This window comes from Streptomyces sp. SCUT-3 (genome assembly GCF_014083985.1).
Lineage (GTDB): Bacteria > Actinomycetota > Actinomycetes > Streptomycetales > Streptomycetaceae > Streptomyces_H > Streptomyces_H thermolineatus.
Genome location: NZ_CP046907.1, coordinates 1,562,353 through 1,577,154 on the forward strand (window position 1 = coordinate 1,562,353; position 14,802 = coordinate 1,577,154).

Below are 14,802 nucleotides of genomic sequence, written 5' to 3' on the forward strand. Positions count from 1 at the left end.
GAGGCACGTAGTGAACAGCGATCGGGACGACATCCGCGCCGGCGGCGCCGCCCCCGACGAGGATCGGTCCGACGCCGACCTCACGGGCGAGTTCACCATCGACTACACCCCACCGGCCTGGTACACCGAGAACGACAGTTCCTCGGGTGCGGGTGCACCGGCCGTCCAGGCCCCGCCGACGGGCCCGCCGATGCCCGTGACCGGCCCTGCCGGACCGGTCGGTGCGCCGTCCTGGACCGCGTCCGCCGAGCAGCAGGGGCAGCACGGACAGCCGCCCGCCGACGGCGGCGGGTACGGCTACCCGCAGGGCGGCGCGCCCGGGCAGACGGCTCCTCAGCAGCCCTCCGCGGCCCCGGTTCCCGACGGCCCCCCGGGTTTCCCGGTGCTGAACCCCGTCGACGCCCCCGAGGCGCCGACGCCTCCTGGACCGCCCGCCCCCGGGCCCGCCGCACCGCACGCCGCGCCCGGACCCGTGGCACAGACCCCCGCGGCGCAGGCCCCCGATGCGCAGGCGTCCGAGGAGCCCGCACCGCACGGCGCGCAGGCGCCGGACTCCGTCGCGGCCCCCGGCGGCACCGGGGGCGACGGCGCCTCCGACACCCCTGCCGCGCAGGGACCGGACGCCGCCGACGACGCGCACTCCCCCGGGGCCGGCGGACACCCCGGCCAGGCGGGCGGCTCCCACGCTCCCGGAGTGCCGTCGCCTGCCGCGCCCGCTCCCGAGGGGGCGTTGGACGCCGGTGCCCCGGCCGCCGGTCCGGCGGGTGCTCCCGGTCCCGGCGCCCCCGGTGCGGGCGCCCCGGTTCCCGGGCAGGGGTGGGCGGCCGCGCCGCAGCAGGGCGGGCCCGCCGCGCCCCCGCCCCCGCCCCACGGCTCCCTCCCCCCGCTGCCGCCGGAGTACCGTCCCGCGCAGCCGCCCCACGGGAACCAGGCGGCTCCCGGTGTGCCGAACCAGCCCCAGGCGCCCGGCGGGTACGGCTACCCGCAGCAGGCACCGCCCGCCCAGGCCCCGTACGGCGCGCCCGCGCAGGCCCCCGTTCCCGGCCAGCAGCAGGCGCCCGGCGGCTACGGCTACCCGCCGCCCCACCAGCACCCGCAGAGCGCCCCGATGCCTCCCGGTGTGCCGAACCAGCCCCAGGCGCCCGGCGGGTACGGCTACCCGCAGCAGGCACCGCCCGCCCAGGCCCCGTACGGCGCGCCCGCGCAGGCCCCCGCCCCGGGGGTCCCGGGGCAGACGCCGATGCCTCCGGCGGCCAACGCGCCGATGCCCCCGTACTCCGGGGACGGGCCGGCGCAGCAGCAGCCGATGCCCGGCGGCTACGGCTATCCGCAGCCCGGCGCCGGGCAGCAGCACCCGTCCGCCCAGCAGCCCCCGCAGCAGCCCCAGTCCGCGCAGCCGTACCCGCAGCCCCAGGCGTACGCCCAGCCGCAGGCGCAGCCCCAGCCGCCCGCCGACCCGCGCAGCGGGGCCGCCTGGCCGTCCGCCCCGCAGGGACCGGGCAGCGAGGCCCCCCAGCGGACCGTGCACGGGGCGCCGCTGGGCTACAACGCCGCGGTGGAGCTGTCCTCGGACCGGCTGCTGCGCCAGCAGCCCAAGGCGCGCAAGAACAACGTGGCGCCGCGGTTCAAGCTGGGCGGCAAGGCCGCGGAGGCCGAGCGCCAGCGCAAGCTCGACCTCATCCGCACCCCCGTGATGTCGTGCTACCGGATCGCGGTGATCAGCCTCAAGGGCGGTGTGGGCAAGACGACGACCACCACCGCCCTGGGGTCGACGCTGGCGACCGAGCGCCAGGACAAGGTGGTGGCGATCGACGCGAACCCCGACGCCGGAACGCTCGGCCGCCGGGTGCGCCGCGAGACGGGCGCGACCATCCGCGACCTGGTGCAGGCCATCCCGCACCTGCACAGCTACATGGACATCCGCCGGTTCACGTCGCAGATGCCCTCGGGCCTGGAGATCGTGGCCAACGACGTGGACCCGGCTGTGTCGACGACCTTCAACGACGCGGACTACCGCCAGGTCATCGACGTCCTGGGCAGGCAGTACCCGATCATCCTGACCGACTCGGGCACGGGCCTGCTCTACAGCGCCATGCGCGGGGTGCTGGACCTGGCCGACCAGCTGATCATCATCTCGACGCCCTCGGTGGACGGGGCGAGCAGCGCGAGCACCACCCTGGACTGGCTGACCGCCCACGGGTACGCGGACCTGGTCCAGCGGAGCATCACGGTCATCTCCGGGGTCCGCGAGACCGGAAAGATGATCAAGGTCGAGGACATCGTGTCGCACTTCGAGACCCGCTGCCGCGGTGTCGTGGTGGTGCCCTTCGACGAGCACCTGGCGGCCGGTGCCGAGGTCGACCTGAACATGATGCGACCCAAGACCCGGGAGTCCTACTTCAACCTCGCCGCGATGGTGGCCGAGGACTTCGCCCGTACCCAGCAGGCCCAGGGCGGGTGGGGCGGCGACGGCCCGGGGGCCGGGCAGCAGGTGCCCCAGCAGGGCGGCTACCCCCAGCAGGCGGGCTACCCGCAGCAGGGCGGCTACCCGCAGCAGGGCCGGCCGGGAGCCCACCCCTACCCGCCGCAGCAGGGCGGGCAGCCGCAGCCCGGCCAGGGCTGGAACCAGCAGCCGGGGCAGGACGGCGGGTACGGCTACCCGCAGCAGGCGGCTCCGCCCGGCCAGAACCAGCCGGCCCAGCCGGCCCAGCCGGCCCAGCCGCAGCCGGGGTACATCCCGCCGGGCTGGCAGCAGCCCCCGCAGCAGTAGGGGCCGCGCACGAAGCGGTGAGGGGGAGGGCCGGCCGGCCCTCCCCCTCACCGCTTCACGGGGTGCGTCGCCTCCGGGTCACCGCGGACCGTCGTAGGCGTCGACGAGTTCGCGGGAGCGCTTGACGTCGTCCGCCATGCTCTCCAGCAACGCCTCGACCGTGTCGAACTTCTCCATGCCGCGCAGGCGGGCGAGGAAGTCGACGGCCACGTGCAGGCCGTACAGGTCCAGGCCGACCCGGTCGATGGCGTAGGCCTCGACGGTGCGGGCGGTGCCGTCGAAGGTCGGGTTGGTGCCGACCGAGATCGCCGCCGGCATCGACTCCCCGTCCACGACCAGCCAGCCGGCGTAGACGCCGTCGGCGGGGATCGCGGTGTGGGGCAGGGTCTCCACGTTGGCGGTGGGGTAGCCCAAGTCGCGTCCGCCGCGGCCCGCCCCGCGCACCACGACGCCCTCCACCCGGTGCGGCCGGCCCAGGACCTCCCGGGCCCCGGCCATGTCGCCCTCGGCCACCAGGCGCCGGGCGAGCGTGGAGGAGAACGGGTCGCCCCCGCCGGCCTCGCCCCTGACGAACAGGTCGACGGCCTCGACCTCGTAGTCGTACTTCAGGCCGAGCGCGGACAGGAAGTCGATGTCGCCGGCGGCCTTGTGGCCGAACCTGAAGTTGGGGCCCTCGACCACCACCCGCGCGTGCAGCGCGTCCACCAGGACGGTGCGGACGAAGTCGCCCGCGGAGAGCTGGGAGAACTCGGCCGTGAACGGCAGGATCAGCAGCGCGTCCACGCCGAGCCCGGCCGTCAGCTCGGCCCGCCGGTGGTGCGCCGCGAGCAGCGGGGGGTGGCTGCCGGGCCGGACGACCTCGCTGGGGTGCGGGTCGAAGGTGACCACGACGCAGGGAATGCCGAGCTCCCGCGCCCGCTCGACCGCCCGGCCGATGATCAGCTGGTGGCCGCGGTGCACACCGTCGTAGGAACCGATGGTGACGACGCTCCGTCCCCAGTCACCGGGAACGTCCTCCAAGCCCCGCCAGCGCTGCACTGTGACCGCTCCTCGCCCGAACCCGTTGTCCGATTCTGATCCCTGCACCTGTTGCACGAGGTGCAGGTCCAAGACTGCCATGCCGGGCCCCGGAGCCCGGCACCGGCACCGGCGGCACCCGCGGGGCGGCCGTGGAACGGCCGCCGCAGGACGCGCCGGGCCGCGGCGCGTCCTGCGGGCCTCAGACGAAGACGGCGAGGCTGCGCGCCTGCCCGCGCTTCTCCTCCACCAGGGCGAGGAAGCGGTCCTGGGGGCCGAACACGGCGATCGGCCCCGCGCCGAGCCCCGCGGCCTCGAGCCGGACGCCGTTGACCAGCAGACGGGCCTGCTCGGCGTCCACGTCCCGGCGGGGGAACGCCGCGGCGGCGGCCTCCCCCATCGGCAGCACGTCCAGGGACTCCTCCAGCTGCTCCAGCGTCCTGGCGGACCCGAGGGTGTACGGGCCGACCCGGGTGCGCCGCAGCGCCGTCAGGTGGCCGCCCACGCCCAGGGCCGCGCCGAGGTCGCGGGCGAGCGCCCGGACGTAGGTGCCGGAGGAGCACTCCACGCTCACGTCCAGGTCCACCAGCGCGGTGCCGTCCTCGGCGACCGCGTCGCGGACCTCGTGCACGGTGAACGACGAGACGGTCACCGGCCGGGCGGCCAGTTCGACGTCCTCCCCGTCGCGCGCACGGGTGTAGGAGCGCTTGCCGTCGATCTTGATGGCGCTGACCTTCGAGGGCACCTGCAGGATGTCGCCGGTGAGCCGGGCGATCTCCGCGTCGATCGCCGCGCGGGTGACGCCGTCCGCCGCGACCGTGGCCGTGACCTCGCCCTCGGCGTCGTCGGTGAAGGTGTTCTGGCCCAGCCGGATCGTGGCGTCGTACGCCTTCTCGGTGAGCATCAGGTGCCCGAGCAGGCGGGTCGCCCGCTCCACCCCGATCACCAGCACCCCGGTCGCCATGGGGTCGAGCGTCCCGGCGTGCCCGACCCGGCGTGTCCCGGCGAGCCTGCGCATCCGCGCGACCACCCCGTGGGAGGTGATTCCGGCCGGCTTGTCGACGATGACCAGGCCGTCGGGCCCGGTTCCCTTGCGTTTCATCGGTCCCCAGGCGTTGTCGTGTCGTCCAGCAGTGCGCGGAAGGCCGCGTCAGCCTCCGCGGTCTTGCGCAGCACGTCGATCAGCCCCTCGATCCGGTCCAGGGGCACGTGGTGGCGTTCGCGGTCGGCGCGCGGCACCACGGTCCGCACCAGGCCCCGGCCGCCCGCGGCGGCGGGCGGTGCGCCCGCCCCGCGCACGCGGCGCGGGGCGGGCACGCCGGTCCCGGCGCCGACCGGTGACCGGTGCTCGGCCACGGTCAGGCTTCCCCGTCGCCCGCGGGCCGGCCCGTGCCGGGGCCCGCCGCCCCGTCCGCCCCGTCCGCCCCGTCCGCCTCGTCCGCGGCCGCCGGCCGGCGGTACGGGTCGGCGCCGGCCGCGTAGGTGGCGTTGGCGGATGCGCTGCGCACCTGCTCGTCGCGCATCCTGGCCTGTGCCAGCAGCTCGTCGATGTTCTTGGCGGTGTCCGGGACGGCGTCCAGGACGAAGCTCAGGGTGGGCGTGAAGCGCACCCCGGTCTGCCGCCCGACCTCGGAGCGGAGGACGCCCTTGGCGCTCTCCAGGGCCGCGGCGGAGGACTCCCGTTCGGTCTCGTCCCCGAAGACCGTGTAGAAGACCGTGGCCTCCCGCAGGTCACCGGTGACCCGGGTGTCCGTGATCGTCACGAAGCCCAGCCGCGGGTCCTTGATCCGCCGCTCCAGGGTCTCCGCGACCACGACCCGGATGCGGTCCGCCAGCTTGCGCGCCCGCGCGGTGTCGGTCACTGGTCCGTCTCCTTCTCTTTCACTTCTTCCGGCCGACGGCTTCGTCCGTCGGTCGCCCGTCAGTCCGTCCGTCAGTCGTCGTCGCCGCCGTGGAACCGGCGCCGTACCGACAGCAGTTCCACCTCGGGCCGCGCCGCGACCCAGCGTTCGCACCGGTCGAGCACGTCGGTCAGGTGGCCCGCGTCGCCGGAGACGGCCGCGAGGCCGATCTCGGCCCGGCGGTACAGGTCCTGGTCCCCCACCTCCGCCACGCTCACCGCGTACCTGCGGTGCAGTTCGGCGACGATGGGCCGGACGACGGAGCGTTTCTCCTTCAACGACCGTACGTCGCCGAGGAGCAGATCGAAGGACAGCGTCCCCACATACATGTGCAGCAGGTCTTGAGCCGACCTGGAAGGCCTCGTCGGAACGCCCCCGGTACCGGAGGCGCCTCTCGGTGTGAACGGTACACGCAACGGCCGGGGCCGATCGACGGGAATTCCTTCCCGCCGACCGGCCCCGGACCGCACGGCCGATCAGCCCCGCGGCTTCTCCCGCATCTCGTAGGTGGCGATGACGTCGCCGACCTTGATGTCGTTGAAGTTGCCGAGGTTGATACCGCCCTCGAAGCCCTCGCGGATCTCGGTGACGTCGTCCTTGAAGCGACGCAGTCCCTCGATCGTGAGGTTCTCCGCGACGATCTTGCCGTCGCGGACCAGGCGGGCCTTGGTGTTGCGCTTGACCTCTCCGGAGCGGATGAGGACACCGGCGATGTTGCCCAGCTTGGACGAGCGGAAGACCTCGCGGATCTCCGCGGTGCCGAGCTCGACCTCCTCGTACTCCGGCTTGAGCATGCCCTTGAGGGCCGCCTCGATCTCCTCGATCACCTGGTAGATGACCGAGTAGTAGCGGATGTCCACGCCCTCGCGCTCGGCCATCGACGTGGCACGTCCCTCGGCGCGCACGTTGAAGCCGATGATGATGGCGTCGGAGCCGGTCGCCAGGTCGACGTCCGTCTCGGTGACCGCACCCACACCGCGGTGCAGGATCCGCAGGTCGACCTCCTCGCCGACGTCGAGCTGGAGCAGCGAGGACTCCAGGGCCTCGACCGAACCGGACGCGTCGCCCTTGATGATGAGGTTGAGCTGCTGCACCTCGCCGGCCTTGAGGACCTTGTCGAGGTCCTCGAGGGAGACCCGGCGGCGGTTCTTGGCGAAGGCCGCGTTGCGCTCGCGCGCCGCGCGCTTCTCCGCGATCTGCCGCGCGGTCCGGTCCTCGTCGACGACCAGGAAGTTGTCGCCGGCGCCGGGCACGTTGGTCAGGCCGAGCACCAGGACCGGGGTCGCCGGGCCGGCCTCCTCCAGCGCGTTGCCGTTGTCGTCGAGCATCGCCCGGACGCGGCCGTAGGCGTCGCCGACCACCATGGTGTCGCCGACCCGCAGGGTTCCGCGCTGCACGAGCACGGTGGCCACGGCGCCGCGGCCGCGGTCGAGGTGCGCCTCGATCGCGATGCCCTGGGCGTCCTGGTCGGGGTTGGCCCGCAGGTCCAGGGAGGCGTCCGCGGTCAGGACCACGGCCTCCAGCAGGCTGTCGATGTTCAGACCCTGCTTGGCGGAGATGTCGACGAACATGGTGTCGCCGCCGTACTCCTCGGCCACCAGCCCGTACTCGGTGAGCTGGCCGCGCACCTTCGTCGGGTCCGCGCCCTCGACGTCGATCTTGTTGACCGCGACGACGATCGGCACGTCGGCCGCCTTGGCGTGGTTGAGCGCCTCGACCGTCTGCGGCATGACGCCGTCGTTCGCCGCCACCACGAGGATCGCGATGTCGGTGGACTTGGCACCGCGGGCACGCATGGCGGTGAACGCCTCGTGACCGGGGGTGTCGATGAAGGTGATGGCGCGCTCTTCACCGTTGACCTCGGTGGCCACCTGGTACGCACCGATGTGCTGGGTGATGCCGCCGGCCTCGCCCGCGACCACGTTGGTCTTGCGGATCGCGTCCAGCAGGCGGGTCTTTCCGTGGTCGACGTGACCCATGACGGTGACCACCGGCGGACGCGCCACGAGCGCTTCCTCGCCGCCCTCGTCCTCGCCGAACTCGATGTCGAAGGACTCGAGGAGCTCTCGGTCCTCCTCCTCCGGGCTGACGATCTGGAGGGAGTAGTTCATCTCGTCGGCGAGCAGCTGCAGCGTGTCGTCGGAGACGGACTGGGTCGCGGTGACCATCTCACCCAGGTTGAACATCACCTGGACGAGGGACGCCGGGTTGGCGTTGATCTTCTCCGCGAAGTCGCTCAGCGAGGCACCGCGGGACAGGCGCACGACCTGCCCGTTGCCCCTCGGGAGCATGATGCCGCCCACGGACGGGGCCTGCTGGGCCTCGTACTCCTGACGCCTCTGACGCTTCGACTTGCGACCGCGCGACGGGCGTCCGCCCGGACCGCGGCCGAAGGCACCCTGCGTTCCGCCGCGGCCGCCGGGGCCGCCGGGACGGCCGCCGAAGCCGGGACGGCCGGCGAAACCGCCACCGCCGCCACCGCCACCGGGACGACCGGCGAAACCGCCGCCGCCACCGGGACGACCGGCACCGCCGCCGCCACCGGGACGGCCGGCGAAGCCGCCGCCGCCGGGACGGCCGGCACCGCCGGGACGACCCGCGCCGCCACCGGGACGGGCACCGGGGCCACCGCCGGGGCGGGGGCCCGCGGCCGGGCGCTGCGGCATCATGCCGGGGTTCGGACGGGGGCCGCCGGGGCCGCCGCCGGGACGGGGACCGCCCTGCGGACGGGGCATGCCGCCCGGAGTGGGACGGGCACCGCCGGCGCCGGGACCCTGCGGACGGGGACCGCCCGCACCGGGGCCGCCGGGACCACCGGGACGCGGGCCGGGAGCCGCCGGGCGCGGGGCGCCGGGCTTGGGCATGCCGGTGCTGCCGGAGGTGAAGGGGTTGTTGCCCGGGCGGGGTCCGCTGGGACGGGCGCCGCCGGGACGGGGTGCACCCTGGCCCGGACGGGGCGCGCCACCGCGGCCTCCGTCACGGCCGCCCTGCGGGCGGTCGCCGCCGGAGCGCTGCGGACGGGGGCCGGGAGTGGCACCCGGACGCGGGCCCTGCTGCTGCGCCGGGGCGGCCGGCTGCTGCTGCTCGGGCGCCGCCGGCTGCGCGGGGGACGCGGGGGAGGAGAACTCCGCCGCGGCCGGCGCGGGCTTGGCCGGGGCCGGCTTGGGGCCCGGGCGCGGCGCCGGGCGCGGGCCCGGGGCGGGCGCGGCGGGGCCGCCGGAGGATGCTGCCGGACGCGGGCCGGGGGCGGGGGCACCACCGGGCCTGGGGGCAGCAGGACGGGCCGCCTGCCCGGACGGGGCCGGGGCGGACGGCTTGGCGGGCGCCTGCTTGCGCGGGGCGCCGGGCTTCGCGGACGGACGGCCGGAGCCGCCGTTCCCGAAGGCGTCTGTCAGCTTGCGAACAACGGGCGCCTCGATGGTCGAGGACGCCGAACGGACGAACTCACCGAGTTCCTGGAGCTTGGCCATGACGGCCTTGCTCTCCACGCCGAGCTCCTTGGCGAGCTCGTATACCCGGACCTTAGCCACTTCGCTCCTTCTAGGTCCGGGGTGGTCGTCCGCCGGACCGTCGCTACTTCATGGGCGTACTCATCGCGTACTCATCGAGTGCTCATCGCAATCTCGACCTACTTCCGACTCGCGAGGTACCTGACGGCGGGATGCCTGCCCGCCGTTCTCCTTACTGTGCCGCGGCTGCGGCGGACTGCCCCGCCTCCTCGACGAAACGGCTGACGTGCACCGCGTCGAGCGGGCCCCGGTCCCTGAAGGCCCGGGGGAAGGCCCGGCGGCGGACCGCCAGGTCGAGGCATGCCGTGCCGGGGTGCAGATAAGCACCCCGACCGGGCAGCGTACCGCGAGGATCGGGGGTGAGAACTCCCCCGACCATCACCACACGCAGCAGATCGTCCTTGGCCGCACGCTTGCGGCAACCCACGCACGTTCGCTCAGGGCACGCTCGCGCACGCGTCCGGCCAGACACTGGACTAGTCTACCTCCCCGCGCCGTCGGCGCGCCCTCGGGTCCGCGGCCGCCGCTGCGGCTCACGGAATGTGCAACCACGGCAGGCTCAGCCTTGTTCCGTGTCGGGGCGGATGTCGATCCGCCATCCGGTGAGCCGCGCGGCCAGCCGGGCGTTCTGCCCCTCCTTGCCGATGGCGAGGGAGAGCTGGTAGTCGGGGACGACGACCCGGGCCGACCGGGCGGAGGCGTCCACGACCTCGACCTTGCTCACCCGGGCGGGGGACAGCGCGTTGGCGACCATCTCCGCCGGGTCGTCCGACCAGTCGACGATGTCGATCTTCTCCCCGTGCAGCTCCGCCATCACGTTGCGGACCCGGCCGCCCATCGGGCCGATGCACGCGCCCTTGGGGTTCAGCCCCGAACGGGTGGACCGCACAGCGATCTTGGTGCGGTGGCCGGCCTCGCGGGCGATCGCCGCGATCTCCACCGAGCCGTCCGCGATCTCCGGCACCTCCAGGGCGAAGAGCTTCTTCACCAGGTTGGGGTGGGTGCGCGAGAGGGTGACGGAGGCTCCGCGCACGCCCTTGGTCACCCGCACCACGTAGCAGCGCAGCCGGGTGCCGTGCGTGTAGCTCTCCCCCGGCACCTGCTCCTGCGGCGGCAGGATGGCCTCGATCTTCCCGATGTCCACCAGGACGTTGCGGGGGTCCTTGCCCTGCTGCACCACGCCGGTGACGATGTCGCCCTCGCGGCCGGCGTACTCGCCGAAGGTGACCTCCTCCTCGGCGTCCCGCAGCCGCTGCAGGATGACCTGCTTGGCGGTGGTGGCCGCGATCCGGCCGAACCCGGAGGGGGTGTCGTCGAACTCCTTCGGCTCGTTGGGCGTGCCGTCCTCCCCGACCCCGGCCTCCTCGGGCGTCTCGAGCGCCCACACGGTGACGTGGCCGGTCTTGCGGTCCAGCTCCACCCTGGCGCGGTGACGGCTTCCGTCGGTGCGGTGGTACGCGATGAGGAGGGCCGATTCGATCGCCTCGACCAGCAGGTCGAACGAGATCTCCTTCTCACGAACCAGTCCCCGCAGGGCACTCATGTCGATGTCCACGGCTGCGCCTCCTCCTAGCTCTCGTCAGTGTCGGCGGCGGTGTCGTCCTCGGCCGCGCCGCCCTTGGGGTTGAACTCGATCTCCACCCGCGCCTTGGCGATCTCGGCGAACGCCAGGCGGCGCGCGGTGGGCCTGCGCCCCTTCACACCCGGGACCTCGAGGTCGAGTCCCTCCTCGTCGACGGCGGTGATCCGCGCGACCAGCTCGCCGCCGCCCGCCAGCTGCACCTTGACCAGGCGGCCGGTGTTGCGGCGGTAGTGGCGCGGTTCGGTGAGCGGGCGGTCCACCCCCGGGGAGCTGACCTCGAGGTTGTACGGGGCCCCGCCCATGGCGTCGGAGGCGTCGAGAGCCTGGGAGACCGCCCGGGTGACTTCCGCGATCGCGTCCAGGGACACGCCCTCGTCGGCGTCGACCACGACGAGCAACTGCCGCCGGCTGCCGGCGGCGGTGACCTTGACGTCCTCCAGGTCCATTCCGGCCGGAGCGACGATCGGTTCCAGCAGCTTTCGCAGCCTGTCGCTCTGGGGGGTGCTCATCCGGGTGACTCCTCGGCCGCGTCTGCTGTTGTCGGAAGGTCGATCGTGCTCGGGCTCAGGGTATCCGGTCGCAGCGCGTAGTGACGATTCCGCGCATCCGGGCGGGTACGCTCGCCTGACGGTGATCACCTCCGCGGGCCAGGGCGCCGCGCGGCTGCGGGAACGGCGAGGGCGAGGAACGTGCCGATCGTGGTGGAGCACCGGGCCGACCCCGGTCCGGGCAGAAGGTCCGTGCTGGCCGCGGCGGTCGGCACCGCAACGGCGGCGGTCCTGCTCGGCGGCTGCGCCGGGGACGGCGCGGGGACGGCGGAGCGTTCCGCCGCGGCGGCGATGCGGCGGCGCGCGGCGGACGGGGCCGCCGCGCTGCTCGAGCGCTACGACGCCACCGGCCGGGCCCATCCCGCACTGGCCGCGGGGCTGGCCCCGCTGCGCGCGCAGACCGCCCAGCACGTCGAGGCGTTCGGGGGCGTGCCCGCGGCCCCTCCGCCGGCCCTTTCCGCGGGCTCCGCCCCCGCCCCGCAGGATCCGTCCGCGCCCGCCGGGGCCTCCGCACCCGCCGGGGCGTCCGCGGAGCCGGGGCCGGCCGCCGCCGTTCCCGGGGACCGCGGCGAGGCGCTGCGCGCCCTCGCCTCCGCCGCCTCCCGGCAGTCGGACGCGTTCCTGGCCGACCTGACCGAGGCCCCCGGCGACCTCGCCCGACTGCTCGCCTCCGTCGCGGCGGCCTGCGCCGCGCACGCGACCCTCCTGCCGGAGCTGACAGCGTGACCGCCCTCCTCCTCTCCCCCGCCGGGTCCCCCGCCTCCGACGCGGCGCTGGACGCCCTCCAGGCCGCCCTGGGCGCCGAGCACGCCGCGGTCTACGGCTACGGCGTCGTGGGGGCCCGCCTCGACGGCGCGGGGCGCGACCGGGCCCGCGAGGCCCACACCGCGCACCGCGCCCGGCGCGACGGCCTGGAGCGCACGGTGCGCGACCTGGGCGGACGCCCCGTCGCCGCGGCCGCCGCGTACTCCCTGCCGTTCCCGGTGCCCGACGCGGAGGCCGCGGTGCGCCTCGCGGCGGAACTGGAGAACCGGGTGGCGGCCGTGTACGCGGACCTGGTGCGCGCCTCGGAGGGCGGCCGGCGGCGGGAGGCCGCCGCCGCGCTGCGCGAGGCGGCCGTCCGTTCGGCACGCTGGCGGGGCGTCGGCGTAGCCTTCCCCGGACTGGCCGAACGGGCCCCGGAGGCGGGCGCGGCCGCGTCGCCCTCCGCCGCGGCCGGTCCCTCCGACACCCTGTAGGCCCCGGCCGAGGACCGCCGTGCGCCGGCCGCGGGGAACGGCGGGAGGAGCGGCGGGGAGCGCGGCCGGACGGAAGCGGCGGGACGGAAGCGGCGGGACGGACGCCGCGAAGGGACGGCACTGTGATGGCACCGGTTCGACTTGACCCCCCCGAGCGGCTCGTGCGCGCCGTCGTCTCGCGGGAGGGCGGGGCCGGCCTCCCGTGGCTGGAGTCCCTGCCCGGCCTCGTGCAGGAGTACCTGGAGCGGTGGGAACTGGAGCCGGAGCGCGTCCAGGCGCCGGGCGGGCGGACCGGCATGGTGGTGCTGGTGCGGCTCGCCGACGGCGGGCAGGCCGCCCTCAAGGTCTGCAGGGTGACCCCCGAGACCGCGCTGGAGCACCGCGCCCTGGAGCACTGGGACGGGCGCGGGGCCGTCCGCCTGCTGCGCTGCGACCCGGCCGCGGGCGCCCTGCTGCTGGAACGGCTCCGGGGCGACGTCACCCTGCGTTCGCTGCCCGAGCCGAAGGCCCTGCTGGAGGCCGCCGGGGTACTGCAGCGGCTGTGGACGCCGCTGGAGGAGGGACACCCGTTCACCTCGGTGGCCGACCGCACCGCCGGGGGGGCGGAGGAGCTGGCCGCGCGGCGGGGGCAGCCGTGGGCGGAGGAGGTCGGCGGACTGGTCGACGAGGCGCTGCGGACCCGCTCCTCGCTCCTGTCCGAGCCCGCGGAGGAGGTGCTGCTGCACGGCGACTTCCACCAGGGCAACGTCCTCGCGGGCTCCCGGGCCCCGTGGCTGGCGATCGGCCCCGAGCCGCTGGCCGGCGAACGCGCCTACGACCTGGCCCGGCTGGCCCGCGACCGCCTGGACACCCTGGCCGCCTCGCCGGGGCCGCGGGCGGAGGTCCGCCGCCGGATCACCAAGCTGGCCGCCTCTCTCGACGTGGCCCCGGAGCGGCTCCGGGGGTGGGCGCTGTGGCGCTCGGTGGAGGCGGGCGTGCGGTCGCTGGCCGCGGGCGACCGCGAGGACGGCGAGCTGCTGCTGGAGTTCGCGAGCCGGCTGTGACCCGGGGCGTCGGCCCTCCGCGGCGGCACTCCGTGGCGGCCTCCTCCGTGGAGGCCCCCTCCGTGGAGGCTCCCTCCGTGGAGGCTCCCTCCCGGTGCCGGGGCGCTCCGGGCGCCGGCACCGGTGCCGCGGACACCCTCAGGTCCGCCCCTTCACCAAGGATTCACAGTGCTCCCACGATGATCACATCACCCGATCGTGCGCCCGGCACATAATCTGCGGCGCGATGGATTACTGCCCAGCGTGCCAACGGCACCTCAACGGCGCCTACTCCTGCGCCGGTTGCGGTACACCGGCCCAGGCACTCCCGGCGTCGTCGCCCCCTCTCCGGGAGGACTTCGGCCCCGCCGACCCCCACGGCTCCGCAGACCTCCACGGGCCCGCCGACCCGGTCGCTCCCGGCTCCCCCGGCGATCCGTCCGCCCTTCCCGGCCCGGCCTCCGCCGACGGCCCGGCGGAGGCCGCCCTTCCCGGCCGCCGGGCCCGGCGGGTCCGTGCGGCGCGGCGCTCCCGTCGTGCCCGGAAGCGCCGGGTGCGCGTCCTGGCGGCCGTCCCCGTGGCCCTGGTGATCGTGCTGGTGGGCTGGAAGGCGGCGGAGCTGCCCGTGCCCGGCGGGATCGTGAACGACTCCGTCCCCGAGGACTCCTCCTCCGCGCCCCCCGGCGGGACGGAGGGCCCCGGCCCGCTCCCGGCCACCACGCCGGGCGTCCTGCCCGGCTCCTCCGGCTCGGCGGACCCGTCGGCCTCCGCGTCCCCGTCGGCGTCCGCCGGAGAGAGCGAGGAGCCCTCGCCGTCCGCCTCCGCGGACCCTTCGCAGTCCCCGTCCGCGCCGGAGGAGGAGTCCCCCGCCCCCGCGCCGGAGGAGCCGGGCACCCCGGGGGGAACGGAGGCCCCCTCCTCCCCCGGCGCCCCGGAACCGCCGCCGGGCCCGGACCCCGGGGAGCCGTCCTCCCCCGCCCCCTCCCCCACCTGCTCCCGGTTCCTGTGGTGGTGCGCCTGACCCCGGGCGGAACGGTCCGCGTGACGGCCCGCGGAACGGCCCATGGGGCGGCGAAGCAGGCAGGCGTCCCGAGCGGGTGTCCCGAGCGTGCGTCCCGGGACGGCCCCGTCCCGGGCCGCACGACGGGCCCGCCCCGCGGCACCTCACGGTGCCGCGGGGCGGGCCCGCGACCTCTCCGCCGCACCGCCCGGGCC

General features: G+C 75.6%; 14 protein-coding genes. 5 read left to right on the forward strand and 9 right to left on the reverse strand.

From position 1 onward, the window contains the following. Positions 1 to 10: 10 nt before the first annotated feature. On the forward strand, positions 11 to 2,770 hold the full coding sequence (locus GQS52_RS06740) for an SCO5717 family growth-regulating ATPase (RefSeq protein ID WP_182312325.1): 2,760 nt from the start codon (positions 11 to 13) through the stop codon (positions 2,768 to 2,770). 78 nt (positions 2,771 to 2,848) lie between these two features. Here GQS52_RS06740 and GQS52_RS06745 read toward each other — a convergent pair whose 3' ends face one another. The 9 genes from GQS52_RS06745 to rimP form a co-directional block, all read right to left on the reverse strand. Beyond that, the gene (locus tag GQS52_RS06745; protein ID WP_182312327.1) at positions 2,849 to 3,808 is read right to left on the reverse strand and encodes a bifunctional riboflavin kinase/FAD synthetase; all 960 of its coding nucleotides are present in this window, start codon (positions 3,806 to 3,808) and stop codon (positions 2,849 to 2,851) included. A 181-nt stretch (positions 3,809 to 3,989) separates the two neighbouring features. Beyond that, entirely contained in the window at positions 3,990 to 4,889 is a 900-nt protein-coding gene (gene truB / locus GQS52_RS06750) for a tRNA pseudouridine(55) synthase TruB (RefSeq protein ID WP_182312329.1), read from the reverse strand. Then, positions 4,886 to 5,143 (reverse strand): hypothetical protein, encoded by a 258-nt coding sequence (locus GQS52_RS06755; protein ID WP_182312331.1) that lies wholly within the window; start codon positions 5,141 to 5,143, stop codon positions 4,886 to 4,888. Before GQS52_RS06755 ends, truB begins: the two co-directional genes overlap by 4 nt. A gap of 2 nt (positions 5,144 to 5,145) precedes the next feature. Next, positions 5,146 to 5,649, reverse strand: coding sequence for a 30S ribosome-binding factor RbfA (gene rbfA, locus GQS52_RS06760; protein ID WP_182312333.1), 504 nt, complete (start codon positions 5,647 to 5,649; stop codon positions 5,146 to 5,148). Between the two features lie 71 nt (positions 5,650 to 5,720). Continuing rightward, complete coding sequence (locus GQS52_RS06765) at positions 5,721 to 6,017, reverse strand: DUF503 domain-containing protein (protein ID WP_182312335.1); 297 nt, start codon at positions 6,015 to 6,017, stop codon at positions 5,721 to 5,723. Between the two features lie 147 nt (positions 6,018 to 6,164). Then, positions 6,165 to 9,218, reverse strand: coding sequence for a translation initiation factor IF-2 (gene infB / locus GQS52_RS06770; protein ID WP_182312337.1), 3,054 nt, complete (start codon positions 9,216 to 9,218; stop codon positions 6,165 to 6,167). Between the two features lie 151 nt (positions 9,219 to 9,369). After that, positions 9,370 to 9,669, reverse strand: coding sequence for a YlxR family protein (locus GQS52_RS06775; protein ID WP_182312339.1), 300 nt, complete (start codon positions 9,667 to 9,669; stop codon positions 9,370 to 9,372). A gap of 87 nt (positions 9,670 to 9,756) precedes the next feature. After that, positions 9,757 to 10,752 (reverse strand): transcription termination factor NusA, encoded by a 996-nt coding sequence (gene nusA, locus GQS52_RS06780; RefSeq protein ID WP_182312341.1) that lies wholly within the window; start codon positions 10,750 to 10,752, stop codon positions 9,757 to 9,759. 14 nt (positions 10,753 to 10,766) lie between these two features. Continuing rightward, positions 10,767 to 11,288: a ribosome maturation factor RimP gene (gene rimP / locus GQS52_RS06785; protein WP_182312343.1), complete on the reverse strand. Its 522-nt coding sequence runs from the start codon at positions 11,286 to 11,288 to the stop codon at positions 10,767 to 10,769. A 180-nt stretch (positions 11,289 to 11,468) separates the two neighbouring features. Between rimP and GQS52_RS06790 the strand changes: the two genes are divergently transcribed. From GQS52_RS06790 to GQS52_RS06805, 4 genes are all read left to right on the forward strand, one after another. Further along, complete coding sequence (locus tag GQS52_RS06790; RefSeq protein WP_346268228.1) at positions 11,469 to 12,053, forward strand: hypothetical protein; 585 nt, start codon at positions 11,469 to 11,471, stop codon at positions 12,051 to 12,053. Then, positions 12,050 to 12,565 (forward strand): ferritin-like domain-containing protein, encoded by a 516-nt coding sequence (locus tag GQS52_RS06795; protein ID WP_182312345.1) that lies wholly within the window; start codon positions 12,050 to 12,052, stop codon positions 12,563 to 12,565. Before GQS52_RS06790 ends, GQS52_RS06795 begins: the two co-directional genes overlap by 4 nt. Before the next feature lie 125 nt (positions 12,566 to 12,690). Then, the gene (locus GQS52_RS06800; protein WP_182312347.1) at positions 12,691 to 13,608 is read left to right on the forward strand and encodes an aminoglycoside phosphotransferase family protein; all 918 of its coding nucleotides are present in this window, start codon (positions 12,691 to 12,693) and stop codon (positions 13,606 to 13,608) included. Positions 13,609 to 14,140: 532 nt separating this feature from the next. Then, on the forward strand, positions 14,141 to 14,608 hold the full coding sequence (locus GQS52_RS06805) for a hypothetical protein (RefSeq protein ID WP_182312349.1): 468 nt from the start codon (positions 14,141 to 14,143) through the stop codon (positions 14,606 to 14,608). Positions 14,609 to 14,802 lie beyond the last annotated feature (194 nt).

What these genes read in the sequence shown, in the direction of transcription:
- GQS52_RS06800 (WP_182312347.1), top strand. Translation starts at nt 12,691, where the DNA reads ATGGCACCGGTTCGACTTGACCCCCCCGAGCGGCTCGTGCGCGCCGTC.
- rimP (WP_182312343.1), bottom strand. Translation starts at nt 11,288, where the DNA reads ATGAGCACCCCCCAGAGCGACAGGCTGCGAAAGCTGCTGGAACCGATC.
- GQS52_RS06765 (WP_182312335.1), bottom strand. Translation starts at nt 6,017, where the DNA reads ATGTATGTGGGGACGCTGTCCTTCGATCTGCTCCTCGGCGACGTACGG.
- truB (WP_182312329.1), bottom strand. Translation starts at nt 4,889, where the DNA reads ATGAAACGCAAGGGAACCGGGCCCGACGGCCTGGTCATCGTCGACAAG.